Consider the following 23,671-nt stretch of genomic DNA (forward strand, 5'->3'; position numbering starts at 1 on the left):
CCTGCTGAAATTCTCAGCAGGTCAGTGGAACACCCTGGTCAATATTGGATCGGCACTTTGCGGTTTAGCTGGTCAAGATTGCATCGGCACTAACAGTGTGGATCCTCGAACGCGGCGGCGCGGTGGCGCGCGTCGCGGCATTGATCGCCTTCCTCATAGGAGGTGCGCTGGTGGAGTTCTGGTGGCCCGCACTGCTCTGCTGTCTCGGTGCCTGGGGGTTCGCACGCCGTCCCGATGGGGTCACGTTGCTCTTGTGGGCCCTGGCGACAGCCTCGCTCGCAATCGTCAACGGCAACTTTTCCGCGCTGGCCGCCCTGCCCTTGATCTTGGGCGCCCGGCATGTCGACATTCCGTTGCGCCGCTGTCGATGGGTCTTCTACGCCTACTACCCTGCGCATCTGTCACTGATTGCTGTGGTGCTGAGACCCGCATGACTGGAAAGAACCTGTGGCAAGCCTTCGCAAGTGACTGCCGAGCTTTCGGGCGATGTTGCATGTCAGCCCGGCAAATCAAGCGCGCTTGCGCCACCATGATGATTCGCCGCAGGCAATCATCATGGTGTCAAGTGGCGCCCCAGCAGCCGCGTTCATCGAGCAATACCGTGCGAGCGGTGGGTCTGCGCAATTGTTCGCAAGCCTACTTTCGCGCCAACGATGAGGCGGTTCGGGGAGGCGGCATTCAGCACCAGTGTTTGATCATCAATGGGGGATACCGACCGAGTTGAGAGGTGTTTCAGCTCGCCCACCTACAGTGCCGTAACAGCTAGCGCGCGTCAACCGCCGTATCGCCAGCGCAGGATTCGCTTGCGCAGCCGCGTGAACATGCGTGTGACGAAGTACTGGCCCTTGACGTCCACGGCCGTGCTGGCGACCAGTTCGGCCCTCGCCATCACGCCGGAAATGCCATGGCGCCACAGCAGCAAGGGCACGCGCGGCAGCCGCACAAAGTAATAGCCGGGATAGCGCAGCATGTCGCGCAGCACCCTGACGAAGAGCGGCGTGCCGCGCGGGGCTGGTGCTCGCGCGGCGCGCTCGGTCGCCGGTTGTTGCCGAGGAGCGGCCTGGCCTCGGCGCAGACCGGCGACCTGATCGAGGCGCTCTCGCATGGCAGGGCCGACGACGCCGGCAGAAAGAGTCGAGACCACGGTCTCCTGGCCGGCCTGCGCGATCTGTGCGCGCCATGCCAGGTCCAACCACACACGCCGCATCAGTCTGGCAGCGGCGTCAAGCCTTGGCTCTGCCCAGAGCGTGCCGGCCGGATAGGGCCCGTTTGCGACATTGCTGCGAACGAGGTCGAAGGGCACCAGCGCGGCGTTGCCGGCATGCGTGAAGTCGACGTTGCCGCTCCAGCCCGTCGCAACGACAGGCAGGCCATAGGCCATCGCCTCTGCAATCGAGAGGCCAAAGCCCTCGGCACGGTGCAGCGAGACGAAACTGTCTGCGGACGCCAGCAGGCGAAAGCGATCGTCGCTTTCCATCGCATCGGTAAGGAACGACACGCGGTGGCCCGCGCCCGCATCGCGCAGCGACTGCATCAGCGCCGGCGCCGCCTGCGCATTGAGCGCCTTGACGATCAAGCGCACGGCGTCGGACGACTGGAACGCGTTGATGAACGCAGCCACCACCCCCTCGGGATTCTTGCGGAACGGGACGGAGGCCACATCGAACTGGAACAGGAACACGAACTCGTCGTGCGTGGCCTCCGGCAGCACGGTCGCAAGCCATGCGCGGTCTCGCAGGACAGGTGGAGGCATCACCATCGGTGGCATCACGTTGACGGGTAGGTTCGTTTTGCGCCGGATGGCATCGGCAATGAATTGCGTGCCGACCCAGATCTCGTCGACCAGGTCGAAACGATCCGCCCATTCGTCGGGGAAGTCGGGCGTTTCCCAATACCAGCAGCCGATGCGATAGGGGGTGAGAAGCTCCGGCGGGAGTTTCGACAGCACGTCGGGCAGCATGTCCGCATTGCAGCCCAGGATGGTCGCTGTGGGCGCGCCAGCGGCCCAGCGCGGGGCCGGAAGGGTGTACCTGCCCGTTGGAGCCGACGCGTCGAACGAGATGTCGTGGCAATGGACCGCGACGCCTGCCGCATCCAGACCCGCGACGCTGTTGCGCGCGGCCTCCCCGACGCCCAGATGTGCGCAGAGGTAGCCGACATAGTTCACGCTTGTGCGATGGGCCTTGCCGGTCATGCCCAGGCGTTCCACGAGCTTGCGATCTAGGCCCAGCTCGCGCACGCCCGAGGTTCGCATCCAGGCCATCAGGCCCACTGCGTCTCGGCCATCGGCGAAGGTGCTCACGAGATCGCCGCGCATGCACAGCACCGCCCGCAGGTACCGCGTCAGGTGATCGCCCGGCGCCTCGCCTGCCGCCCAATGAAAGAACGCTGGGTCTTCCAGCGGGTCACCCAGGCCCACACCTTCCGCGAGCGACTGACGGTACACCGCACGGCATACCCGGTCCCAGCCGGTGCCATCGGCAAAGGTGACCTGCGGAAGGCCGAGCGCGCGGAATTCGTGAATGCCGGCGTCCAGCAGCGACTGCGCATACTCGCCGAACAGGCGTCGCGCGTCGCCGGGCAGGTCCCAGCCGAAGCGGCTCTCGTAGCGCGAGAGTTGCTTCAAATCGGGGTTGAAGCCGCTGAAATGAAAGAAGACCAGATCCTGGACATCGCCCGCCTGGCCTTGCATTCGCCAGCGGCCGTCCAGCCAGTACGGGGCGCGCTCGTGAAGATTCCAATAGGCGGCGTTGAAGCCCATGTGCCGCAGCACGGTCGTACCCGGCACCAGCAGCGGTGCGTAGTCCATCCATTTCTGGTCCGTGAACACGCCCGTATGCACGTCCTCGAGGCACAGTGTGCGTAGCTTGTGGTCCCACCACTGCAGCAGGAAGCGCACACGCGGTGTGTCTCGCAGCGCCGCAAAACCGAGGTTGTACAGGCCGGCACGCAGGATGACGAGATCGTCTGGCAGGCATCCGTCGTCCGGCAGCGGCGACAAGGCATGCGGCGTGAGCACGAGCTCGGCATCGTTCCCATCGCCCTGCCAGAGCTGATCGATCCGCTGGAACACCTGAATGTCCGGGTCGAGATAGACCACACGCTGCATGCCCTGGTCGAGCAGATAGCGGAAGCAGGCCGGCTTCACGCTAGTGGCGAACTCCAGCAGGCTGTAGTGGCTGCGTCGATGGTTCCATTCCCTGCGCTCGAAAGCCACTTCGGCCGCGAGAAGGGTCACGTGTTCCGGCAGCTCTGTGCCTTCGGGCGGCTCGTCGAGCAGGAAAACGACCAGCGTGGTCCCTGGTTGGTGCTTGCGCAACGAGGCGCCCAGCACGCAGGCGTGGGCGAGATAGTTGCTTGCGCAGATGGTGAAGACGGCGAGATCGGTGGACGTGGGATACCGATCGAGAGAATGGCGGCGCAGCATTGAAAACTCCGGCCGCGAGGCGGCGAGACCTTGTTACTATAGTTTGCAAAGGCATAATCCCGCCCGGCAGCAGAACCGCCAACGGCGTGCGGAGTTGGCATCCAGAAAGCATGGCGATGAGCGGAAACGAACCCGGACGGCCAAGCAGCAGCACAGAACAACGACCGCGGGCGAGGTTTCCTCTTCATGACGTGGCGATCGCTCTGGTGCTCGCGATCGCCGCGTTTCTGATCTACAACGCCAACGGCCGCCTGATCTCCGCCGCCGACACCTTCGCGGCGCGCTACCTGCCGTTCTCGATTCTGCGTCATCACACCGTATTGCTCGACCCGATCGTTGGCGCCGTCGCGCTGGGGCGCTCCGCCCCCTCAGCAGGCGACGACGGCACGGCGTTCTGGATCCAGCGCGGGCGCAACGGGCATCTTGTCTCCAAATATCCCGTCGTCGTACCGCTGGTCGTCGCGCCGCTGTACCTGCCGGCGGTGCACTACCTCGACACGATCAACTGGGACCCGCACGTCGTCGACAAGGTGGCCCGCATCATGGAGAAGATATGTGCCTCTCTGATCGCGGCGGCATCGGTCGCTTTGATGTACTTGTTGCTGCGCCGGCGCTGCGATGCGCGCACTGCATCCGTGCTCAGTCTTGTCTTCGCGTTCGGCACCACCGCATGGGTGATCAGCAGCCAGGCGTTGTGGATGCACGGCCTGGCGCAGTTGCTCATCCTCGCGACGATGTGGCTGATCACCGGGCAGGCGACGCCGGCGCGCGTGGCGATGGCCGGTTTCCTGTGCGCGCTAATTGCGGCGAATCGACCGCCCGACGCGATCCTGGCCGCTGCGCTCGGCCTGTGCGGACTGCGGTGGGCGGGAAAGCGATGGGGCTGGTTGATCGCGGCTGGCGTCGCGCCGGTCCTCCTCACGCTGGCCTACAACCTTGGGACGGTCGGCCACGTGGCCGGTGCCTATGCCCTGACCGTGCACCCCAGCGATTTCAACGACAACACCCTCGAGGGCATCGCCGGCCTGCTGTTCAGCCCGACGCGCGGGCTGTTCGTCTTTTCGCCCTTTCTGCTTTTTGTACCCTGCCTGCTGATTCTTGCGCTCCGTGATCGCGACGCACGCGGCCTGACGCTGGCGTTGTGCGTGGCCATCGTCGTGCAGGTCATCGGCTATGCGATGGTCGACTGGCGGCAAGGCATCGCCTGGGGCCCGCGCTGGCTCACGGACATCGTGCCGCTGCTCGTGTGGATGCTGCCGCCCATCGTGGCGCGCTTGTCGCGCAACGCGCGCGTGTTGTTCGCCGCGGCGTGCGTCGTGTCCATCGCCATCCAGGTGATCGGGGCCTTCTGGTACACCGGCGCCGTCGACACGGCGGTATTGACGATGAAGACCGACGACAGGATGCGACCCATGTGGGACGTGCGCAACGCGGCCTTCGTGGCGGAGTTGTCGCACCCGCGCGTGCCGGCCGATCTCTTCATGGATCTGCGCGGCAATGTAGATCTGATCGAGACGCTCGACGTGGTCGTGCATGACGCGGCAACGGGCGATCGCCTGGAGCGGCAACTCGATGTGGCCGGATGGGCGCTCGTCGATTTCAACTCGCCCCGGGACATCGCGGTGCTGATCGACGGGCGCGAGGTGGGCGGCACGAGCCACTTCTTCGAGCGCCCTGACGTGGCCCGGACGCTGGCCGAAAAGAGTCCGGCCGGGTGGCGCCTACGCGTGCCGGCGGGCGAACTGAAGCCCGGACGCCACACGCTGACTGTCCTCGTACGCGCCAACCCCGGCGGCGAGGCGCGACTGCTGCGGGAGCGGGCCTTCGATCTGGCGCCGAAGGGCATGGGCGACGCCGTGGCGCGGTTCCTCGACAGGGCATCGCGCCAGGCCGTAGAGCGCATCGCCGCCGGCCAGCAGGCGCCGGGCTACTGGCTCACCGCGTTCACCAGCGGCACGCGCTTCGAGCAGCCGCAGACCGAACTCAACACCTATCTCAACGCGATCATGCTCGACATCGCCGCGCCCATTGCGCACGTCGCGCACATGGAGGAGATGCTGGCCCGCGCGCGCGGCTTCCTTGCGCGGCAGATCGAGGACAACGGCCTCGTGCGCTATCACGGCAGGCCCGATGCATCGACCATCGGCGTGCTCGGATGCGCGATCACGCCGGACTCGGACGACACCGCGCTGGTGTGGCGCGTGGCACCGGGCGACGACCGCGCGAAGCTGGCGACCGCGATGCAGATCATGCGGCGCTTTCGCACCGACGATGGCCTGTACCGCACCTGGCTCGCAGCACGCGCGGACTACCAATGTCTCGATCCGGGAACGGATTCGAATCCGGCGGACATCGGCATCCAGATGCACCTGTACCTGCTGCTCGCCCAGGAGGATCCGCCCGCAGCGCGCTCGCTGTGCGCATCGGTCATGCGTCGCGCCGACGACGGCCGCCTTTGGGTCTACTACGCCGGTGCGCCGCCGGTCATGAGCCTGAGGCTGGCGGATTTACGCAGTGCCGGCTGTGCACTGGAGGTGCCGCCATCGCGCCTGCAACCCGCAGTTCCCGCGCAGGCAATATGGGCGCAGGTCGCCACGCTCGTGACGCACCTGCAGAGCGCGGCGCCCACCGCCGGGCAGAAAACCGAAGCGACGCGACTGCTGCAGGTCCTGGCATCCCATGAATTCGCCGCGCTGGCTGGCAATCCGCCATTGCTATATCACAACGACATGAGCGCCTCCGTGCGGCGCTTCTACTGGTCGCAGGAAGTGGGCTATGCGCTCTGGTTGCGGCTCTACTACTCCACGAGGGGGCTGGAGTTGCCGCCCGAGCCGTCCGGCGGCGCCCAGCAAGGGAACGTTCCATGACGCGGCCGGAGGCCAGGACCGGCCTCGCCCATCGGCGCCCCGCCTCGCTGTGGCGCCTGCTGTCGTGCATCCGCTTCGACGAGGTCTGCGTGCTGCAGGGGGCGCCAGTGATCGGTGCGTGCTTCGCGATGACCGACCTCCGTGCCGCGACCTTGTTCACGATTGCCGCGCTGATCGCCGGCAATCTCCTGCTCGTGGCGCATGTGTTCGTGCTCAACGACTGGGCGGGGACGCATGGCGACCAGCGGGATCCGATGCGCGCCGACGGGACCTACCTGGCCAAGGGCGAAAACGCCGCGAGGATGGGCCGCCTGGCATGGACGCTGCTCGCGCTCGCGTTGCTGGTCTTCGCCCTGATCGGCCAAGCGCCGTTCGTCATCGCACTGCTCATCGCGCTCCTGAGCGCGATCTATTCGTTGCCGGGCCTCAACGGCAAGGGCGTGCCGATGCTGAACTCCCTGCTGCACGTCGTCGGCGGCACGCTGCACTTCCTGCTGGGGTACCTCGCGCTGTCGCCCCTGTCGCCGCAGGGCGTGGTCATCGGTTGCTACTTCGGGCTCGTCTTTGCCGCAGGGCATCTGGTCCACGAGACCCGTGACCACGACAGCGACCTGCGAAACGGCATCCGCACGAACGCCGTCGCGTTCGGCAAGAAAACATCGTTCCTCACCGGCCTGTTTCTCTTCAGCATGGCCTACATCACCCTGACCGTGATGGCGTTGCGCGGGCTCGTCCCCCTTGTGCTGTCGCTGGCCATCGTGCTGTACGCCCTGCACCTGGGCGCGGCGTGGCAGGCTCTGCGCGACGGCCTGACCTACGCGAGCGTTCGCCGGCTGCAGACCGTCTACAGGAACATCCACGTGGTCATCGGCCTGGCCATGCTGGCCACCGTTGTGCCTTGGTAACCGCATCGTCCGGCGCCAGACCCCGCACCCCCCTCATCCAACGCCTCATGCTTTCCATCGTCATTCCCGTCCTCAACGAAGTCCACACGCTGCCTCGCGTGCTCGTTGCTGTGTCCAACGTGCTTCCCGAGGTGGACAAGGAGATCCTTCTGGTGGACGACGGATCCACCGATGGAACCCGGGAATGGATCCACACCCATGTGCCCCAGGGGCTGCGCACGGCTTCGCACCTGGCGATCGGCGGCGACGGGAATCTGGCATGGAACCTTGAGCCTGCGGCTTCGCGGCTCACGGTGCGTGCGCTTTATCACGCGCACAACCAGGGCAAGGGCGCAGGCGTGGCAACCGGCCTGGCCGCGGTCACCGGCGACGTCATCGTCATCCAGGATGCGGACCTCGAATACGACCCCGCCGATTGGGTAGCCATGTACGACCTGATCGTGCACCGCCAAGTCGCCGATGTGGTGTACGGATCGCGCTTCGAAGGACGGCGAACCGGGAGTGCGAAGTTCATTTCCCTGTCGCAGGTATCGGCCAACTGGCTGATCTCGAGCCTTTTCGGCGTTCTCTATCGCAAGAGGTTCTCCGACATCGAGGTCTGCTACAAGATGTTTACGAAAGAGGTGAACGACACGCTGCATGTGACCTGCGCCGACTTCGGCTGCGAGATCCAGATGAGCGCACAGATCGTGCGATCCGGCAGCTGGAAGATCGCCGAGGTGCCCGTGAGCTATCGCGGCCGCAGTTTCGAAGAGGGCAAGAAGATCAACTGGCGCGATGGACTCAAGGCGCTGTGGTACCTGCTGTGGTTTCGCATCTGCTCCCAGCCGGCGAAATCGAAGGCCTGATCGCTGTCGCCATTCCATGAAAATCTCCGTCCTCGGTACCGGCTATGTCGGCCTTGTCACTGGCACTTGCCTCGCAGAGACCGGCAACGACGTCGTCTGCTTCGATGTCGACGAACGCAAGGTGGCGATGCTGCGCTCGGGCGACGTACCGATCCATGAGGAAGGGCTGCCGCAACTCATCGAGCGCAACGTGCGCGCCGCGCGCCTTGCCTTCACGACCGATATCGCGCGCGCCGTGCACCACGGCGAGTTGATCTTCATCGCTGTCGGCACGCCTGCCGGCGAAGATGGGCGTGCCGACCTCCAGCAGGTGCTGGCCGCGGCCCGCAACATCGGCCGCCACATGCATGGAGCCAAGGTGGTTGTGACGAAGTCCACCGTGCCGGTCGGCACGGGCCTCAGGCTGCGCGCCGTCATCGAGGAAGAGCTCGCAACCCGGCGCACGGGCGGCGACGCTGCTGCTGACGACCTGGCGCAGCGCCCTCACCTCTCGATCGTCTCGAACCCCGAGTTCCTCAAGCAGGGCACGGGCATCGCCGACTTCATGCAACCCGATCGCATCGTGCTCGGAAGCGAGCCAGGGGAAGTGGGGCAATACGCGCGCGAGCTCATGCGCCACCTGTATGCACCCTTCAACCGTGAGCGCGACCGCACGATCCACATGGACGTGGAGTCGGCCGAGTTCACCAAGTACGCAGCCAACGCGATGCTCGCCACGCGCATCAGCTTCATGAACGAGCTCGCGAACCTGGCGGAGAAGGTGGGCGTGGATATCGAGCAGGTGCGCCGCGGCGTGGGTGCCGACCCGCGCATCGGTGACAGCTTCCTGCAGGCGGGCGTCGGCTATGGCGGCAGCTGTTTTCCGAAGGACGTACAGGCGCTGGTGCATACGGCCGCCACGCACGGCCAGCGCCTGCAGGTGCTGGAGGCCGTGCACGCGGTCAACGATGCGCAGAAGCTCGTGCTGGTCGGCAAGATCGTGCGGCACTTCGGCGAAGACCTGCGCGGGCGCCGCTTCGCCATCTGGGGCCTGGCTTTCAAGCCCGGCACCGACGACATGCGCGAGGCGCCGAGCCGCATCGTCATCCAGGCGCTGCTCAGGCGCGGTGCGGAGGTGGTCGCGCACGATCCGGTAGCCATCGCCGAGGCCCGCAAGGCGCTTGCGAGCGACCTCGACGGCCAGCCGAACCAAGCGGTCCGGCTGCGCTTTGCAGGCCATGCCCTGCAGGCTGCGGACAACGCCGATGCGCTGGTGATCCTCACCGACTGGAAGACATTCAAGCACCCGGACTTCGACGCGCTGAAGACGACGCTCAGGCAGCCGCTGATCTTCGACGGCCGCAACCTCTACGACCCCGCGATCCGCGACCGGGGGTTCGACTACCGGGCCGTAGGCCGGTGAAGAACCCGAAAGGCCCTCCCATGCGTGTCGACAGCGCCCAGCGGCGTACTCTTGTGACCGGGGGAGCCGGCTTCCTCGGCAGCCATCTGTGCGAGCTGCTGCTCGCCGAGGGCCACGACGTCCTGTGCGTGGACAATTTCTCCACCGGTGCCCGGCGCAACGTGGAACACCTGCTCGGCCACCCGCGCTTCGAGCTGATGAGCCACGATGTGACCGCGCCGCTGCACGTGGAGGTCGACCGGATCTACAACCTCGCCTGTCCGGCCTCGCCCGTGCAATACCAGCGCGACCCCGTGCAGACCACGAAGACCTGCGTGCTGGGGGCGCTTCACATGCTGGATCTTGCGCAACGCGAACGCGCGCGCATCCTGCAGGCCTCGACCAGCGAGGTCTACGGCGACCCCGGCTTGCATCCGCAGCCCGAGAGCTACTGGGGCAACGTCAACCCGGTTGGCATGCGCAGTTGCTACGACGAGGGGAAGCGTTGCGCCGAGTCGCTGTTCTTCGACTATCACCGCCAGCATCGCGTGGACATCCGCGTCGCGCGCATTTTCAACACCTACGGTCCGCGCATGCATCCGCAGGACGGGCGCGTGGTGTCGAACTTCATCGTGCAGGCCTTGCGCGGAGAGCCGCTCACCATCTACGGCAAAGGCCTGCAGACGCGCAGCTTCTGCTTCGTTGACGACATGGTCGCCGGCCTGCACCGATTCATGGAGGCCGCCCCGGGCGGCACCGGGCCGGTGAACATCGGCAATCCGCAAGAATTCACCGTGCGCGATCTCGCCCAACTGGTCATCGAGCTCACGGGCTCTTCGTCGAAGCTCGCCTTCGCGCCGCTGCCGCGCGACGACCCGGTGCAGCGGCGGCCCGAGGTCAGCATGGCCGAGCAGATGTTCGACTGGCAGCCCCACGTGAGCCTCGCCGAAGGACTGCGAAGGACCATCGCGCACCTCGACGGCCTGCTGTCGATCGACGGCTCACCGCAGGTGGCTGCGACATCCGGATGAATAGAGGGGACGCCGCCGCCACGCAGACACAAATCCTCGATTCGAATCCTTCGCCCCACATCGGCATCAGCATCCGCACTGATGAACAGCGCCTCACAGCACCGGAGCTACGCACCGCCACGACAGGGGACCACGGCTTCAACTTCCGCCTGACTACGACGATCGCTTGATCCGCATCCGGAACTGCCGTGCGACCGGACTGTCGTCCCAGACGACGGCCCTGCCATCGTCGACGGCCTTGCGTCCGTAGACGATCCATGCATCGCAGACGGTGCCGATGGACTGGACCACCTCGAAGCGCTCTGCATGCGCCATCGCGAAGGAAGTGAAGACGATACCCGCGCTGTAGCGTCCTTCTGTCAGACCGGACTGGACCGCAAGCACCGTCGGCTCGTGGACGATGATCGGCCAGGCGGAAAGGTCGGCATAGCTCTGCGTCGCAGTCTGCACGCCCACCTTGCCAACGCCCTGCCCGCTTGCCATGGACCGCACCAGCGCCATGGGCTGGCTGGGAGAAATGAAGGCGTCGACCACCACCATGGCCGTGCGATAGGTGCCCGTGATCTCGGCCGCGGTCGGATGCACGGCGCACTGAAGCAGGTAATCCGCCTCCCCGGCGATCAGCGCGCGTGCACCGCTGTGGAAGTCGTCGAACAACACGATGCGGCAGGCTTGCGCAATGCCATGCGCAGCAAGGTACTGCTGGAGAACGAAGTGATGGTTGCTGCCCTCGTGGCCCAGCGTTGAAAAGATCAGCATGTGTTCGCCTTGGCGGTGCCGCATGACGGTGACAGTGGGTCGGCCTCGACGGCCATCTGATGGGGTTCGCGGCATGCGCGAGCGTCGGCAAAGCCGGAACCCGCGCTTGCTCGAGCGCAAAACGAGCGACTCATGCAGACGTCGAGGGCGCACCGATGATCTCATCCTCAAGCCGACATGTCTCCGTGATGATCAGTTCGTAGAGGGCATGCAGGAACGCCGGGCTCAGGCCGTGCTCGGCGGCAAAGGCGGCTGCACGCGCCTGAACCACGCCGATGCGATGGGGCTGCATCATCGGAATCGCATGGTCGCGCTTGTGCAGTCCGATCCGGCAACAGCAATCGAGCCTGCGCCTTACGGTCTCGAGCAGCGTTCTGTCCAACCCGTCGAGTTCGTCGCGCAGCGACCCCAGGATCCGTTGGGCGTCTTCTCGGCTGCCGGCATCAACTGGGGTTGTGTCATGGACCGCTGCCGCGGTTTCCTGGCGCCCGCTCGGGCGCCCTTGTTCTGAATTCATGGATATCTCCTTATTCGAGCTTGATGCCTTGGCTCGAGATGATCTCGGTGAGCGTGGTCGTGTCGGCCTTCACCCGGCGCACCAGCGCCTCGCCCGAGATGCCGGCGGCCTCGTAGCCATGTTGGAAGAGTTTCTGCTGCACCTCGGGCAGACGAGTGACGTCCGAGAGAACCTGGGTCAAGCGCTGCACGATGGGAGCCGGTAGGCTGGCGGGTGCCGCCGCGGCGGTCCAGATCTCAAGTTCGAAATCCTTGAGGCCCGCTTCCTGCAGGGTCGGGTAGTCCGGCACAAGTTCGGAGCGGCGCGCCGAGGTCACGCCGATTGCGCGCAGCTTTCCGGCCTTGACCTGCTCCTGGGCGAGGCCCGGCGGAAGGAGCGCCAGTTGCAACTGCCCTCCGACCAGACCCGTGATGACCTGCGGATTTCCCTGGTAGGGCACATGCACGGCGCCAATGCCTGTGCGGGCCTTGAAAAGCTCCATGCCGAGGTGGCCGATCGTGCCGATGCCAGGCGTGCCATAGCTCCACTTGCTTCCTGCGACCCGCGCCGCCTCGAGGAAGCTGCGGGGATCGGCCTTCGAGACCTCCGACGTTGTGGCGAGCACCAGTGGCGCCGTGCAGATGATGCTCAGCGGCACCAGGTCCTTCTGCGGGTCGTAGGAGGTCGCCGGATTGAGGATCTTGGCGATCGTCATATTGCCGTTGATCAGGATGCCGATCGTGTGTCTGTCGGTGGACTTCGCGACGATGTCCGCCGCGATGTTGCCGCTGGCGCCTGGATGGTTCTCGACGATCACAGGCTGGCCCAGCGCCCTCGCCATGGGAGCGGCCAGGATGCGCGCCACGAAGTCCGGCGACGAGCCGCCGCCGAAGCCGACGACCAGCCGCAGCGGTCGCGTCGGCCAGTTCAGGCCGGCAGGATGGGCGCTCGGGGCACCCGCCAGGCCGGGACCGGGGCGATTCGCGCCTGACGACTGCGCGCAGGCAATACCGATACAGGCGAGCGCCCCGAAAAGACAGAGCAGACGAGCGGCATGCGTTCGAAAAACCAAGAGTGACATGGCAAAACCTGATTCGAGAATTGAAAGCCAAGTCTTGCGTCCACAACGCGCCGAATCAACTCCTGCCTGGTGCGCAAAAAGCTCCGCGGGGCATCAAGGCTGCGAAGACTCGCCTTGCCCACGAGCGGGGCGAAGCCACGGCTCGTCGCACTTGCTTGTCATGCAAGATCGTTGTCGCGCGTCAGCGGTGCGCTGCCGCGTCTTCGCATCGATTGGAGGCGTCGTGCTGTGGAGGCAGTCGATCAGCACGCCGTCGGACGACGGCCTCGATGAAGCAGGACACCGACGACATACAACTCGCCAGACAGGACAGGAAGGACCGTCAACAACGTCTGCACCCCGATCACCCTGATCGCGGGTTTGCTGTCTGAAATGCTCATACAGCACCTTAGGAAGTCATATTCGTCGCGGACCCGCCTCTCACGCGGTTGAAGAGCGCCGAAACGGCATCGGTCGCGACCTTCGAGTCGAACGGCCCGGTGTCCGGAACCACCTGCCTGACGTATTGGTTCAACGCCTCAGGATCTCGCGAGAACTGCGCGTCCGCGAAGAAATCGGCCAGCGGCCCAAACGGAACATGTTGAACCAGCGCTGGTCGTCCGGTGCCGCGCTGATGGTCGTGCCTACCGTGCTTCGCGCCGCACCGCCGCGCCGGGGCTGGTCGACCAGGTAGACCGGGAAGCGGCGTCACAGGAAGATGGTCTGGTAGCCCTCCCGGCCATCGGCGGTGGTCTCCCACGTCTTGCCGAACTGCCCGAAGCCATGCCACATCACGAGCAGAAGCTTGCGGGCGTCGAGCGGCACCTGATAGAAGACACGCGCATGGTCGCCGTGCAAAGTCTGGCCCTCTGCGCCGGGGCTGCGGATCACCGTGCCGCCGACGGCGAAGCTGCCCTGTTCCTTGATCATCAGCGCAGCCGGCTGCGCGTTTCTGTCATCGGCCGCATGGGCGGGCACGGCGGGCACCACGCAGGTCGCGAGCGCCAGTGCAGCGGCAATGAGTACGCCAGTCACTGGCGAATTGTTCTGCCTGGAATGCATCTCAGACGCCGAGCCGCCGTTCGCTCATCCACTTGACGATTGCCGGATCGCGATGCGAGAAGAAGCTGCTCGTGCCGGTTTCGAGTTCTGCGATGCGGAGCATGTCCGAGTCGTCCAGCTGGAAGTCAAAGATGTTCAGGTTCTCCGCCATCCGCTCCTTGCGCACCGACTTGGCGAGCACCACGATGCCGCGCTGAACAAGCCAGCGCAGCACGACCTGCCCGACCGACTTGCCGTACTTTCCACCGATGTCCAGCAAGGCCTCGTTGCCGAACAGGTTGTTGCGGCCCTCGGCGAACGGTGCCCACGCCTCGGCTTGCACTCCGTTGTGGTGCATGAACGTCGCGCTGTCGGTCTGCTGATGGAAGGGATTCACTTCCACCTGGTTCACCGCGGGCGCCACTTCGTTGAAAACCTTGATGTCCATCAGCCGGTCGGGATGGAAGTTGCTCAGGCCGATAGTGCGGAGCTTGCCGGCCTTGTGGGCTGCTTCCATCGCCCTCCACGATCCGTGAACGTCGCCGAAGGGCTGATGGATCAGGTACAGATCGAGGTAGTCGAGCTGGAGGCGGCGCAGCGACTTGTCGATGGCCAGCAGGGTGCGCTCGTAGCCGTTGTCCTCGACCCAGAGCTTCGTCGTAACGAACAGCTGGTCTCGCGCCACGCCGCTGCGGCGCAGCCCCTTGCCGACAGCCTCTTCGTTCATGTACGAAGCTGCCGTGTCGATCAGGCGATAGCCGGCCTCGATGGCATTGACCACGCTTTGCTCGCACTGCGCCGGGTCGGCAATCTGGAAGACGCCGAAGCCGAGGATCGGCATCCGCACGCCATTGTTCAAAGTCACGTATTGCATATCGAGTTCTTTCATCAAGGCCGCGTCGCGAACACTTCGCGGGCAACGCCGGTTGCCGTCACCGCGTTGGGCCAACCGGCATAGAAGGCGAGGTGCGTCAGTGCCTCGGCCAGCTCGTCTTTGGACAAACCGTTGTCGAGCGCGCGGGACATGTGCGAGCGCAACTGGTCGGGCCGATTCATTGCGATGAGCGCGCTCACGGTAATCAGGCTCCGGTCGCGCGGCGAAAGACCCGGCCGCGCCCACACGTCGCCGAACAGCACGTCGTCGGTGAGCTGTGCCAGCTTCGGAGCGACGTCGCCAAGCAGGCGCTGGGCCTGCGACGGCCCGGCGGCCGCGGCAGCCTGCGACGCGCCGTACTGCGCATCGCTGACCTGCTCCAGCCAATCCACCGCCTTGCCATCGAGAGCTTCCGTGATGGCGATGTGCGCCATCGCGCTGGTGGGAGCGGCCCCATGCCAATGCTTCATGCCCGGCGGAATGTGCACGACGTCGCCGGCCTTGATCTCTTCGATCGGGCCGCCGAGGCACTGCACGCGGCCAACGCCGGCGGTGACGATCAAGGTCTGCCCCAGCGGATGTGTGTGCCATGCAGTGCGCGCACCGGCGGCGAAGCTCACCGAGCCGGCGGACGTGCGCTCAGGCCCGGCCGGCGTGTAGAGCATCTCGACACGCACGCTGCCTGTGAAATTCTGTGCAGATGCACTGTTTGCCGTGCGTGTGCCGGCCCGGGAAATCTGCAACTCGGGCTCGGCGGCTGCCACGGGCGGCAACATCGAAAGGGCCAGCGCGGCTGCGGCGAAATGCTTCATCGGGTTCTCCCAGGTTGGCTGCGCGGACGCAATATCCACGCAGTCTAGGAGCCGCACCCACACCCGAATAGACGGCAAACGCTTGTTGGATTGACAAGCCGGAACGGACAATCGGCGCTACCGCGCCCGGCTTCAAGCCAGCTTCATTTCTTGCGATGCTGGTAGATCTGGATCAGGTTGCCGCACGTATCCGCGAAGATCGCAAGCCTGACCGCCCCGCTGTCCATCGGGTCCATGGTGAAGCGCACGCCGTGCTCCTTCAGGCGCTTCACGTCTGCCTCGAGGTTGTCGCTCTCGAAGGCCGTCGATGGGATCCCCTGGCTCATCAACGCCTGCTGGTACGCGAGGGCCGCGGGGTTGGCATTGGGTTCCAGAGAAAGCTCCGTGTCGCCGCCCTCAGGAGACCGTACCGAGAGCCACTTGTATGCCCCGAGCGGGATCTCCTGGCTCTTCACGAAGCCGAGGACCTGCGTGTAGAAGGCCAGGGCCTTGTCCTGGTCGTCGACGAAGATGCTCGTGAGGTTGATGCGCATGATGAATGGGATCAGTGAGGTGTGAGGCCACCATCCTGCCCGACATGGCCCGGCACGACTTCGCCGAAATTGAGGTCGCCCGCATGGGACTGGTTCATCAGCGCGATGCACCCTGCAGGCGCAACGATGAGCTTGGCCGTCCGACGGTATGCCCGTGGAGGCACACCGAAGCGCCTGCTGAACAGGCGCGAAAAGCTCCCCGGGTTCTCGAAGCCCAGCGCCAGGCCGATCTGCGTGGCGGGCTCGTCAGTGGCAAGGAGCATTTCGCGCGCGCGGTCCAGGCGTGCGCGCGTCCGGCATTGCAAGGGCGTCTCGCCGAAGAGCGCGCTGAACTGGGTGATGAAATGCGAAGTCGACAAGCCAGCCTCTTGCGCCAGATGCGCCACGCTTGCCGGCGGCTCCAGTTCGAACTGGAGGCGATGGCGGGCATCGCACATTCGTTTCAGAAGGTCGGGCGAGATCATGGCGGGTGGCGGCGCGTGATGCCCTGCATTGTCGTTGCGGCTGGCACGCCTCTATCTTGCGGCTGCCTTGGGCCAACCGATATGTGCGGCGCGACGAAGACTGGCTTTCACAACCTGGCGATGAAAAGGAGCGATAACCAATATGTAGGCTCGGCCCAGGAGGTTGTGGCAGTGGACGACGGTTGAGACAGTCAGTTGGCCACCGAGCGTTGGAGACAAGTCGGGGGTGTGGAGTACCGACAGTCTGAAATCGAGGTGCTTGTCGTCCTCGCCCAAGACGATCTCGGTTTCGCTTTTGGCATAGACCTTGAAGATGCCAATGCGGTCGGCGTTGGCTTCGCTGGAGAGAGTCGCGAGGTGCTTGGCGGTCTTCAGACCAAAGCACGCAACGATTGCATCCCGGGCGTTGGTGAGCCATCCGATCCAGGATGGCTGCTGCGAAATAAGGAATCGCCACAGGACATCTGGATCGCTGGAGGTGCCAAAGGGAAGTTGAACCGCAAATGCGTCCGCGAGATTCGTTGATTCATAAATAGTAGCGACGGCAGACTGCCTGGGGAGAGCAACCGGCTTTACTAGTGTGAGTTCGCTTGGCATGAATGGCGCTCCTAGGCCTAACGGATGACATGAGGGGCGGGCGACGGAGGGCGAAGCCAGATGCTGCACGTCTCCCTCGCTGGAAGGGATGGAGACGTGACAGGGTTTGAACGCATACGTTGATGAGCGTGACGAAACCTGTGTTCTCGGCAATCGTAGTCATTGGAAGACTCCAGCGTCTCAAAGAGAAATCGCTCCCGACCCTCGCATCTTATGCGTGGCAGGTCGCACTGGACTCCATAGTGGGCACAAGTGGAAAAGCTCGGCCTCCTGCCCGTCGCGGCATTCGCGGCGGCGACTGTGGAAGCTACAGTGCTCTCATGACCGACACAAACATGCTCCCTCCTGACCTGCAAGCCGCCATGCGTGCACGAGACGAAGCCTTCTATACCGTCGATTCGGCGCAGTGGGGCAAGTACACCGCAAGCGACTTCACGACTGTCCAGCAGAACGGCCAGTTCATGTCTCGGGCCGAACGTATCGGCAACCTTCAAACGCAGAAGCAGCGGCCCTGTGTCCCACGCGAACGCGAGCAACACGAACAGCAAGGAGACCTTGTAGTCACTCGCTTTTTCAGCGGCGGGCTATGGGTAGTGGAAGTCTGGAAGCGCATCGACGGTGCATGGGCCACCGTGATGACTCAAGCCACCACGGCGACTTCCACCACGCCCTGACCCGCCGTTCATGGAGTGTCCGGTTCTGGCCGGGAGCACGAACTCACGCCGCTCCTGTTTGCTCATTCAGCGGCCGGCAAACCTCCAGCACCACTGCGCGCAGCCACCGATGCGCGGGGTCTCGGTCAAGACGCGGATGCCACATCTGCGACACGGTGATCTGCTCCGTGGGCATCGGCAGCGGGAACGAGCGCAGCGTGCCCCGCGCCCTCAGGTGTTCGAAGTACGAAGACGGTATCAGCGCCACCAGGTCAGTCGCGGCCGCTATCGACAAGGCAGTGCTGAAGCTGGGCACGACGACTGCGGTATTGCGCACCAGGCCCATCGCTGCGAGAGCGTCATCCACCGGCCCTACAGTCCGGCCGTGGCGTGAAGTGACCACATGGTCGCAGGCGGCGTAGCGCTCGGCAGTGATCCCGGGTTCGGCGAGCAGGGGATGGCCCTCGCGCACCGCAGCGACAAAGCGGTCGCGGTAGAGCGCCTGAACGCGCACCTCCGGGCCCGCCTCGCCGAGAACGCCGACATCCAGATCGATCAATCCCTCGCGCAGGGGACGAACGTCCTTGTCGGGCTTGGGCGCGAAGCGCAGGCGAACGCCGGGCGCTTCGTGCGCCGTGCGAGCCACGAGCCGATGCGCGAAGCCCTCGATGAAGCCGTCGTTGGCCCGTATGGTGAACAGTTGCTGGAGCGTGCGAGGGTCCATGCTCGCGCCGGCGGGCTGAAGCGCTGCGCGTGACTCTTGCACCAACTCCCTGACGCGGTCGCGCAGTGCCAGCGCATGCGGCGTGAGCACCATTGCGCGACCCGCGCGAACGAGCAACTCGTCCCCGGTCGATTCCCGCAATCGCGCGAGCGCCCGGCTCATGGCCGATTCGCTCAGACCCAGGCGCTCGGCAGCTTTCGCGACGCTGCCCTCGGAAAGAAGTGCGTTCAACGCAAACAGCAGGTTCAGGTCGGCATCTGTTGGCATGCCCGAAACCTAGCACGGCTGCGATGGTTTCGACAGGCGCCGCATGCAGGAACAAGCTGCGCGCCACGCGCTGGGCAAGCCGTGTGTGCAGTCCTAAGCTGGCTTGGCGCAATAGAGCGTGCCTCTCCCAGTTGCCCAATCATGTTGTCCTCCACGCTTCGACCGAACTCTTCTTCCACCATGGCCCGCACCGCCGAAACCCAGGAGGTGAACGCGGTGCATGACGCCGATGGCTTGCCTCTGCCGCGGCGCTTCGCAGCCGTCGCCGCGATCCTGGGCGCGGGCGTGCTGGTGGTGCTCGACGGCGCCATCGCCAACATCGCGCTGCCGGGCATCGCCCAGCAACTGCAGGCGACACCCGCCGATGCCGTCTGGATCATCACGGCCTACCAGCTGGCCGTGGTCATGTTCCTGTTGCCGGCTTCCGCTGTCGGGGAGCGGTTCGGGTATCGGCGCGTGTTCGCTGGCGGCGTCGCGCTGTTCACCGCGGCGTCGGTGTTGTGCGCGTTGGCTCCGTCGCTGCCATGGCTCGTGGCCGCGAGGTGCCTCCAGGGCCTGGGCAGTGCGGCCGTGATGCCTCTTGGGCTGGCGCTCTTGCGCTTTACCTATCCGCGTCGATTGCTGGCGCGCTCGATCGCCTGGAATGCGCTCGCCGTCGCGGCCGCTTCCGCGTCGGGGCCCACGCTTGGCGCTTTCATACTCTCCGCGGCAAGCTGGCCGTGGCTCTTTGCGGTGAATCTGCCGATCGGCCTGGTCGTGCTCGCCGCCTGTGCGGGGTTGCCGAGCCCGCCGCGCTCGGTGCGCCGCATCGACGTTTGGAGCATCGCGCTCAACGCGGTCATGTTCGCCTCCTTCGTGCTCGGGAGCGACCGGCTCGTGGTGCATCCGTTGCACGGCGGCGCGTTGCTCGTGTTGTCGGCCGCTTGCATGATCCTGCTGGTACGGCGCGAGAAGCCGAAGGCGGCGCCGTTGATCCCGCTCGACCTGCTGCGCGTGCATTCCTTTCGGGTCTCAGTCATTGCCTCCGTGTGCTGCTTCACCGGCCAGATGGCCAGCCTTGTCGCGCTGCCGTTCTACATCCAGCACGAGCTGGGCCAGAGCGCGGTGACCGCCGGCCTCTTGATGACCCCCTGGCCTCTGGCGGTGATGCTGGCCGCGCCGCTGTCGGCGCGCCTGGCCCAGCGCGTGCCGAGCGCATGGCTCTGCGCGGCTGGAAGCGCTTGTTTCGCGAGTGGGCTGGCGCTGTGTGCCTTGTGGCCGCTGCATGGCAGCAACCCGGCTTTGCCGATCGCCGTGTTCACGAGCCTCGCCGGCCTGGGCTTCGGCTTCTTCCAGACGCCCAACAACCAGAACATGCTGCTTTCAGCACCCAAGGAGCGCAGTGGCGCGGCCGGTGGCGCGCAGGGCACCGCCCGACTCACGGGGTTGACGCTCGGCAGCCTGTTGATGAGCCTGATGTTCGGGCTGCTGCCGTCCCACAGCGCAGTGCACTGGGGTCTGGCGGTGGCGGCCCTGGCTGCATTGGCCGGGAGCGTGGCGAGCTTGCTCAGGAGTCCCGCAAGGGCTGGGGTCACCCATGCCCGAGGTCTCGTCAGATAAGCCCTCTGGTCGCCGCCTTCAACGTCGCGGCCGCTCGCGTCGAACATTCGAGCTTGAGGAACAGACGCTCGACATGCGTTCGCACCGTGCGCGGACTGATGCCCAACGCACGAGCAACCTGCTTGGTGTTTTCGCCCCGGCTGATGCAGCGCAAAACCTCCAGTTCGCGCTCTGACAGAGACTGCTCGCCGCGCGCCGGCGCCACGGGTTTCGCGGGCGTATGCGTATACGTATGCGACAGAACACTGGCAAGCAAAGCGGCAACGACTTCCTGGTCGAAGCGGCCCGCCTCGGCCTCTTCCTTCATGCGATCGAGCGCCTCCGCTTCGGTGAACTCCGCTCGCCACGGACGGCGGGTTCGAAGAGAAACCCACTGCTCGGCTGCGGCAACGATCTGTCCCTCCTGCGGCATCGCCGCACCCGATCGGCCGCGGAAATAGCCGGAGCCATCGCGCCGTTCGAAGGCGAAGGATGCGATTTCTGCTTCGAGCGCGAGTCCGTCGATCTGTCCGGCGGCGCGGGAGGTCCAGTACGGCACGAGCCGCAGGCGTTCCAGTGACGAGGCCGGCAGCGGTTCGGGCGCGTTCCAGATTGCATTGGGCACCGACGCCCGCCCGATGCCGTGGATCAGTCCAGCCTTGTACGTGCGGCGGCACAAGGCCTCGTCCAGGCCGGCACGCGCGCTGCAATCGCGCGCCAGTTGGGCCACGCGACGCGAGTAACCCGTCATCCAGGGAAGCTTGAGATCGATCACGTCGCCCACGAGCTCCAGCCCGACCCGTCGAAGCATCGAAGCGGGCTGGTCGGCAGCGTCGGTCCACGGCGGGGCGGCGGAATCCAGCGCTTTCATCCACGTCGAGCCCCACGGTGCGCTGGCGTCGACAAGAGCGCCGGGGTAGACGCTGTTCGCGCGTCCGCGGGCCAGCGCGAGCGCTTCGTCGAGCCCGTACAGGCGGCTGAAAATCTCGAGGTCGCTCGCCAGGGCCACGACGTACGTCGCAAGCGGCACGTCGTTGCCTTGCAGAAGGCCGGGCACGCCGCCGCCGTCGTAGGTCTCGAAGATGGCGCGCAGCGCAGCTTCGGTATCGGAACCCAGGCCCAGCGTGTTCGCGATGTCGCCGGCGATTTCGCAGTGAATGTTGGCCATGGCGAGCATGGCGTTGGGAATGGGCACGCTGCGGGACGGCTGCTGCGCCGTTCGCGGCTTCTGCGATGCAAGAAGGGCGCTTCGCCCTTGCACGTCGTCTTCCAGAAAGTCCGCGAACTCCTGGGCATTGGCAGTGCAACCCGACCAGCGCAGCAGCGCGACGTGCCGGGCGGCCTCGACCTGCGATGGGTCGCAGCGGGCCTGCGTCGCGATCATGCCGGCGAGCCACGCAGTGCGCAGCGAATGGTCGGTCGGCTGGCCCATGCTCAGGTCGCCGATGAAAGCAAGCGCGCGGACTGCGTCGAAAACGGCAATGGTCGTGTCGTCGGACATGAAATGGCTGGGGCAAAAGCCCAGCATCGCACAGTCGCTCTTTTTCGGGGCCTGTCGGTCATTCGACCGATACCGCGCCTGGTGCCGCCGAAACAGAATCTCCTGCACCGGCCCCGCTCAAGGGGCTGCGACCTTCCTTCTTACCCGATCTCGCGGTCTTCACCGCCAATGCCATGTCCAACACCAACCAGTCCCCTCTTCAGCGAGCCGCGTGGCTGCGCAAGCTCTACTTCATTCGCGCCGCCTTTTCCTTCGCGTGGGTCGCGCTGGCGTTCACCGCAGCCAAGGGGTCGCCCGCACTCGCAAGTGGCCTGCTGATCGTCTATCCCGCGTGGGATGCGCTGGCAAACCTGCTGGACGCCAGGATGACGGGGGGCGCAAAGGCCAACCCCACACAGGTCCTGAATGCCTGGATGAGCGGGCTGGTCACGATTGCCGTGGTGGTTTCGCTTGTGCTCAAGCTGCAGATCATCTTGGTGATCTTCGGGGTGTGGGCCATCGTTGCGGGGCTGCTTCAGCTGGCGACGGCCATTCGTCGCCGCAAGAGCGATCGAGGGCAGTGGGTGATGATGCTGAGCGGGGCTCAGTCTGCGCTGGCGGGGGGATTTTTTGTGGCGCAGCAAGGCAGTGCGGCGCCCGTTGTGCAGACCTTTGGCGGTTATGCGGCGGTCGGGGCTGTGTACTTTCTGATTTCCGGACTTGTCATCCTGTTTCGGCAGTCAAGAGCCAAGGCCGGCGCGTTGGCTCCCGAGAAGGCTTGATGCCGACCTTCCACCCATACGTGCGGATGGGTACTATCGGCCCCAAGCAAGGAGACCCGAATGAGAAAGCTCAAGATCATGGAGCACGTGTCGCTGGACGGCGTGATCCAGTCCTCCGGCGAAGACGACTTTCCCTACGCTGACTGGACCGCGCCCTATCGGACGCCCGAGGGCCGGGATGAAGTCTTCGCCGCGCACGGCGGGCGCTTCGATCTGCTGCTCGGCCGTCGCACCTACGACATGTGGTCGGGCTTCTGGCCAAAGGCACCGAGCAGTCCGATGGCAGACGGCTTGAATGCGGCAACCAAATATGTCGTTACCCACCGTCCGGAAAGTCTTGAGTGGGGCCCGTTCGAAGGCCTTGGACCGGACATCGTCGAGAGCATTCAACGCATCAAGTCGCAAGCAGGCCCGGACCTTGTCCTCTGGGGCAGCTCCACGCTGACATCGACGGTGCTCGAACATGGGCTTGCGGATGAAGCCATGCTGATCGTCTATCCGGTCCTGCTGGGCACCGGGAAGCGCCTCTTTGCGGAGGGAACGCCACCGCGCTCCTTCGAGCTCGTCAGCACGAAAGCAATGCCGTCCGGAATCATCCTCAGTGCTTACAGGTTCAACGGGCCTCTGAAGACCGGATAGTCAGGCGCCGCGACATCGGCGCCGGTTTCGCCGACATCTCCTTTGCCAGCGCCACCGCATCGACACAATCACCCGCAGCCCAGCTGCTGCGCAACGTTTCCCGAAGATCACGAAGCTCGCGGCGCTGCAACCTCAGCGTCGACATGAGCCCGTCGATCTCGGCGAGCCGAACGTCGAGGTTGCGCATCAACTCGTCCTTCCTGAATCCTTCGGCGCTTGCGAAGACGCCCCCAAGCGTGTCGAGCGAGAAGCCGAGCGATTGCGCGACCTGGATCAGCCTGAGCCGTTCGATCGCATCGTTCGAGTAGCTCCGGTAGCCGTTGCTGCCACGCCGTGCCGCCGGCAGCAGGCCACTCTTTTCATAGAACCGGATGGCGGACGGGGCCACGCCCGTTGCCGCGGCAAGTTCACCGATCTTCATGGCGCTTGACCTTCAAGTTGACTTCAAACTTA

At 65.2% G+C, this 23,671-nt stretch carries 23 protein-coding genes; 10 read left to right on the forward strand and 13 right to left on the reverse strand.

Annotated elements, in window-relative coordinates; translation table 11 throughout:
* The first annotated feature begins 95 nt into the window (after positions 1–95).
* Complete coding sequence (locus BMW87_RS33435) at positions 96–434, forward strand: TraX family protein (protein ID WP_256217020.1); 339 nt, start codon at positions 96–98, stop codon at positions 432–434.
* A gap of 338 nt (positions 435–772) precedes the next feature.
* Here BMW87_RS33435 and BMW87_RS33440 read toward each other — a convergent pair whose 3' ends face one another.
* Positions 773–3,427: a glycosyltransferase gene (locus BMW87_RS33440; RefSeq protein WP_093082646.1), complete on the reverse strand. Its 2,655-nt coding sequence runs from the start codon at positions 3,425–3,427 to the stop codon at positions 773–775.
* A gap of 191 nt (positions 3,428–3,618) precedes the next feature.
* Between BMW87_RS33440 and BMW87_RS33445 the strand changes: the two genes are divergently transcribed.
* Genes BMW87_RS33445 through BMW87_RS33465 form a run of 5 tightly spaced genes read left to right on the forward strand, consistent with a single transcriptional unit; the run spans position 3,619 to position 10,459 of the window.
* Positions 3,619–6,294, forward strand: a complete 2,676-nt coding sequence (locus tag BMW87_RS33445; RefSeq protein WP_093082649.1) for a hypothetical protein — start codon at positions 3,619–3,621, stop codon at positions 6,292–6,294.
* Positions 6,291–7,199: a UbiA family prenyltransferase gene (locus BMW87_RS33450; RefSeq protein ID WP_093082651.1), complete on the forward strand. Its 909-nt coding sequence runs from the start codon at positions 6,291–6,293 to the stop codon at positions 7,197–7,199. Before BMW87_RS33445 ends, BMW87_RS33450 begins: the two co-directional genes overlap by 4 nt.
* Before the next feature lie 47 nt (positions 7,200–7,246).
* Positions 7,247–8,047, forward strand: a complete 801-nt coding sequence (locus BMW87_RS33455) for a glycosyltransferase family 2 protein (RefSeq protein WP_093082654.1) — start codon at positions 7,247–7,249, stop codon at positions 8,045–8,047.
* A 16-nt stretch (positions 8,048–8,063) separates the two neighbouring features.
* Entirely contained in the window at positions 8,064–9,449 is a 1,386-nt protein-coding gene (locus BMW87_RS33460; RefSeq protein WP_093082656.1) for a UDP-glucose dehydrogenase family protein, read from the forward strand.
* 20 nt (positions 9,450–9,469) lie between these two features.
* Entirely contained in the window at positions 9,470–10,459 is a 990-nt protein-coding gene (locus tag BMW87_RS33465) for a UDP-glucuronic acid decarboxylase family protein (protein ID WP_093082659.1), read from the forward strand.
* A 153-nt stretch (positions 10,460–10,612) separates the two neighbouring features.
* Here the strand turns inward: BMW87_RS33465 and BMW87_RS33470 are convergent, their stop codons facing one another.
* The 9 genes from BMW87_RS33470 to BMW87_RS33510 all read right to left on the reverse strand — a co-directional run bounded on the left by BMW87_RS33470 (position 10,613) and on the right by BMW87_RS33510 (position 17,095).
* Positions 10,613–11,218 carry a hypothetical protein gene (locus tag BMW87_RS33470; RefSeq protein ID WP_143062657.1) on the reverse strand — a complete coding sequence of 202 codons (606 nt, stop codon included), beginning with the start codon at positions 11,216–11,218 and terminating at the stop codon, positions 10,613–10,615.
* A 130-nt stretch (positions 11,219–11,348) separates the two neighbouring features.
* Complete coding sequence (locus BMW87_RS33475) at positions 11,349–11,735, reverse strand: chorismate mutase family protein (protein ID WP_093082664.1); 387 nt, start codon at positions 11,733–11,735, stop codon at positions 11,349–11,351.
* Positions 11,736–11,745: 10 nt separating this feature from the next.
* Complete coding sequence (locus tag BMW87_RS33480; protein WP_093082667.1) at positions 11,746–12,795, reverse strand: Bug family tripartite tricarboxylate transporter substrate binding protein; 1,050 nt, start codon at positions 12,793–12,795, stop codon at positions 11,746–11,748.
* 687 nt (positions 12,796–13,482) lie between these two features.
* Complete coding sequence (locus tag BMW87_RS35270; RefSeq protein WP_177192911.1) at positions 13,483–13,809, reverse strand: alpha/beta hydrolase family protein; 327 nt, start codon at positions 13,807–13,809, stop codon at positions 13,483–13,485.
* Between the two features lie 28 nt (positions 13,810–13,837).
* On the reverse strand, positions 13,838–14,689 hold the full coding sequence (locus tag BMW87_RS33490) for an aldo/keto reductase (RefSeq protein WP_093082670.1): 852 nt from the start codon (positions 14,687–14,689) through the stop codon (positions 13,838–13,840).
* Positions 14,690–14,703: 14 nt separating this feature from the next.
* Positions 14,704–15,501, reverse strand: a complete 798-nt coding sequence (locus tag BMW87_RS33495; protein WP_093082673.1) for a (R)-mandelonitrile lyase — start codon at positions 15,499–15,501, stop codon at positions 14,704–14,706.
* A 143-nt stretch (positions 15,502–15,644) separates the two neighbouring features.
* A complete protein-coding gene (locus BMW87_RS33500; protein WP_093048029.1) occupies positions 15,645–16,034 on the reverse strand; it encodes a VOC family protein in 390 nt (129 codons plus the stop codon).
* An 11-nt stretch (positions 16,035–16,045) separates the two neighbouring features.
* Positions 16,046–16,498: a helix-turn-helix domain-containing protein gene (locus BMW87_RS33505; protein WP_093082676.1), complete on the reverse strand. Its 453-nt coding sequence runs from the start codon at positions 16,496–16,498 to the stop codon at positions 16,046–16,048.
* Positions 16,499–16,549: 51 nt separating this feature from the next.
* Positions 16,550–17,095 (reverse strand): DUF2867 domain-containing protein, encoded by a 546-nt coding sequence (locus BMW87_RS33510; RefSeq protein ID WP_093082678.1) that lies wholly within the window; start codon positions 17,093–17,095, stop codon positions 16,550–16,552.
* A gap of 320 nt (positions 17,096–17,415) precedes the next feature.
* Here BMW87_RS33510 and BMW87_RS33515 point away from each other — a divergent pair, with 320 nt between their 5' ends.
* Positions 17,416–17,769: a nuclear transport factor 2 family protein gene (locus tag BMW87_RS33515; RefSeq protein WP_093082681.1), complete on the forward strand. Its 354-nt coding sequence runs from the start codon at positions 17,416–17,418 to the stop codon at positions 17,767–17,769.
* A 43-nt stretch (positions 17,770–17,812) separates the two neighbouring features.
* Here BMW87_RS33515 and BMW87_RS33520 read toward each other — a convergent pair whose 3' ends face one another.
* On the reverse strand, positions 17,813–18,739 hold the full coding sequence (locus BMW87_RS33520; RefSeq protein ID WP_093047998.1) for a LysR family transcriptional regulator: 927 nt from the start codon (positions 18,737–18,739) through the stop codon (positions 17,813–17,815).
* Between the two features lie 180 nt (positions 18,740–18,919).
* Here BMW87_RS33520 and BMW87_RS33525 point away from each other — a divergent pair, with 180 nt between their 5' ends.
* Positions 18,920–20,338 (forward strand): MFS transporter, encoded by a 1,419-nt coding sequence (locus tag BMW87_RS33525; protein ID WP_256217021.1) that lies wholly within the window; start codon positions 18,920–18,922, stop codon positions 20,336–20,338.
* Here BMW87_RS33525 and BMW87_RS33530 read toward each other — a convergent pair.
* Positions 20,331–21,818: an HD domain-containing phosphohydrolase gene (locus BMW87_RS33530; protein WP_093082729.1), complete on the reverse strand. Its 1,488-nt coding sequence runs from the start codon at positions 21,816–21,818 to the stop codon at positions 20,331–20,333. The genes BMW87_RS33525 and BMW87_RS33530 overlap by 8 nt on opposite strands.
* 173 nt (positions 21,819–21,991) lie before the next feature.
* On the opposite strand from BMW87_RS33530, the gene BMW87_RS33535 reads away from it, so the two are divergent.
* Both BMW87_RS33535 and BMW87_RS33540 read left to right on the forward strand, forming a co-directional pair.
* The gene (locus BMW87_RS33535; RefSeq protein ID WP_093082686.1) at positions 21,992–22,579 is read left to right on the forward strand and encodes a DUF308 domain-containing protein; all 588 of its coding nucleotides are present in this window, start codon (positions 21,992–21,994) and stop codon (positions 22,577–22,579) included.
* Between the two features lie 60 nt (positions 22,580–22,639).
* The gene (locus BMW87_RS33540; protein WP_093082688.1) at positions 22,640–23,218 is read left to right on the forward strand and encodes a dihydrofolate reductase family protein; all 579 of its coding nucleotides are present in this window, start codon (positions 22,640–22,642) and stop codon (positions 23,216–23,218) included.
* Here the strand turns inward: BMW87_RS33540 and BMW87_RS33545 are convergent.
* On the reverse strand, positions 23,193–23,639 hold the full coding sequence (locus tag BMW87_RS33545; protein WP_093082691.1) for a MerR family transcriptional regulator: 447 nt from the start codon (positions 23,637–23,639) through the stop codon (positions 23,193–23,195). The two genes, BMW87_RS33540 and BMW87_RS33545, sit on opposite strands and share 26 nt — an antisense overlap.
* Between the last annotated feature and the right edge of the window lie 32 nt (positions 23,640–23,671).

Origin of the sequence: Variovorax sp. OV084, from assembly GCF_900111625.1 — a bacterium.
In the GTDB taxonomy this organism is placed as follows: Bacteria; Pseudomonadota; Gammaproteobacteria; order Burkholderiales; family Burkholderiaceae_C; genus Variovorax.

Coding starts and splice junctions, on each gene's coding strand:
- BMW87_RS33440 (WP_093082646.1), bottom strand. CDS start 3,427: ATGCTGCGCCGCCATTCTCTCGATCGGTATCCCACGTCCACCGATCTC.
- BMW87_RS33450 (WP_093082651.1), top strand. CDS start 6,291: ATGACGCGGCCGGAGGCCAGGACCGGCCTCGCCCATCGGCGCCCCGCC.
- BMW87_RS33455 (WP_093082654.1), top strand. CDS start 7,247: ATGCTTTCCATCGTCATTCCCGTCCTCAACGAAGTCCACACGCTGCCT.
- BMW87_RS33460 (WP_093082656.1), top strand. CDS start 8,064: ATGAAAATCTCCGTCCTCGGTACCGGCTATGTCGGCCTTGTCACTGGC.
- BMW87_RS33465 (WP_093082659.1), top strand. CDS start 9,470: ATGCGTGTCGACAGCGCCCAGCGGCGTACTCTTGTGACCGGGGGAGCC.
- BMW87_RS33470 (WP_143062657.1), bottom strand. CDS start 11,218: ATGCTGATCTTTTCAACGCTGGGCCACGAGGGCAGCAACCATCACTTC.
- BMW87_RS33475 (WP_093082664.1), bottom strand. CDS start 11,735: ATGAATTCAGAACAAGGGCGCCCGAGCGGGCGCCAGGAAACCGCGGCA.
- BMW87_RS33480 (WP_093082667.1), bottom strand. CDS start 12,795: ATGTCACTCTTGGTTTTTCGAACGCATGCCGCTCGTCTGCTCTGTCTT.
- BMW87_RS33490 (WP_093082670.1), bottom strand. CDS start 14,689: ATGCAATACGTGACTTTGAACAATGGCGTGCGGATGCCGATCCTCGGC.
- BMW87_RS33495 (WP_093082673.1), bottom strand. CDS start 15,501: ATGAAGCATTTCGCCGCAGCCGCGCTGGCCCTTTCGATGTTGCCGCCC.
- BMW87_RS33500 (WP_093048029.1), bottom strand. CDS start 16,034: ATGCGCATCAACCTCACGAGCATCTTCGTCGACGACCAGGACAAGGCC.
- BMW87_RS33505 (WP_093082676.1), bottom strand. CDS start 16,498: ATGATCTCGCCCGACCTTCTGAAACGAATGTGCGATGCCCGCCATCGC.
- BMW87_RS33510 (WP_093082678.1), bottom strand. CDS start 17,095: ATGCCAAGCGAACTCACACTAGTAAAGCCGGTTGCTCTCCCCAGGCAG.
- BMW87_RS33515 (WP_093082681.1), top strand. CDS start 17,416: ATGACCGACACAAACATGCTCCCTCCTGACCTGCAAGCCGCCATGCGT.
- BMW87_RS33520 (WP_093047998.1), bottom strand. CDS start 18,739: ATGCCAACAGATGCCGACCTGAACCTGCTGTTTGCGTTGAACGCACTT.
- BMW87_RS33525 (WP_256217021.1), top strand. CDS start 18,920: ATGGCCCGCACCGCCGAAACCCAGGAGGTGAACGCGGTGCATGACGCC.
- BMW87_RS33530 (WP_093082729.1), bottom strand. CDS start 21,818: ATGTCCGACGACACGACCATTGCCGTTTTCGACGCAGTCCGCGCGCTT.
- BMW87_RS33535 (WP_093082686.1), top strand. CDS start 21,992: ATGTCCAACACCAACCAGTCCCCTCTTCAGCGAGCCGCGTGGCTGCGC.
- BMW87_RS33540 (WP_093082688.1), top strand. CDS start 22,640: ATGAGAAAGCTCAAGATCATGGAGCACGTGTCGCTGGACGGCGTGATC.
- BMW87_RS33545 (WP_093082691.1), bottom strand. CDS start 23,639: ATGAAGATCGGTGAACTTGCCGCGGCAACGGGCGTGGCCCCGTCCGCC.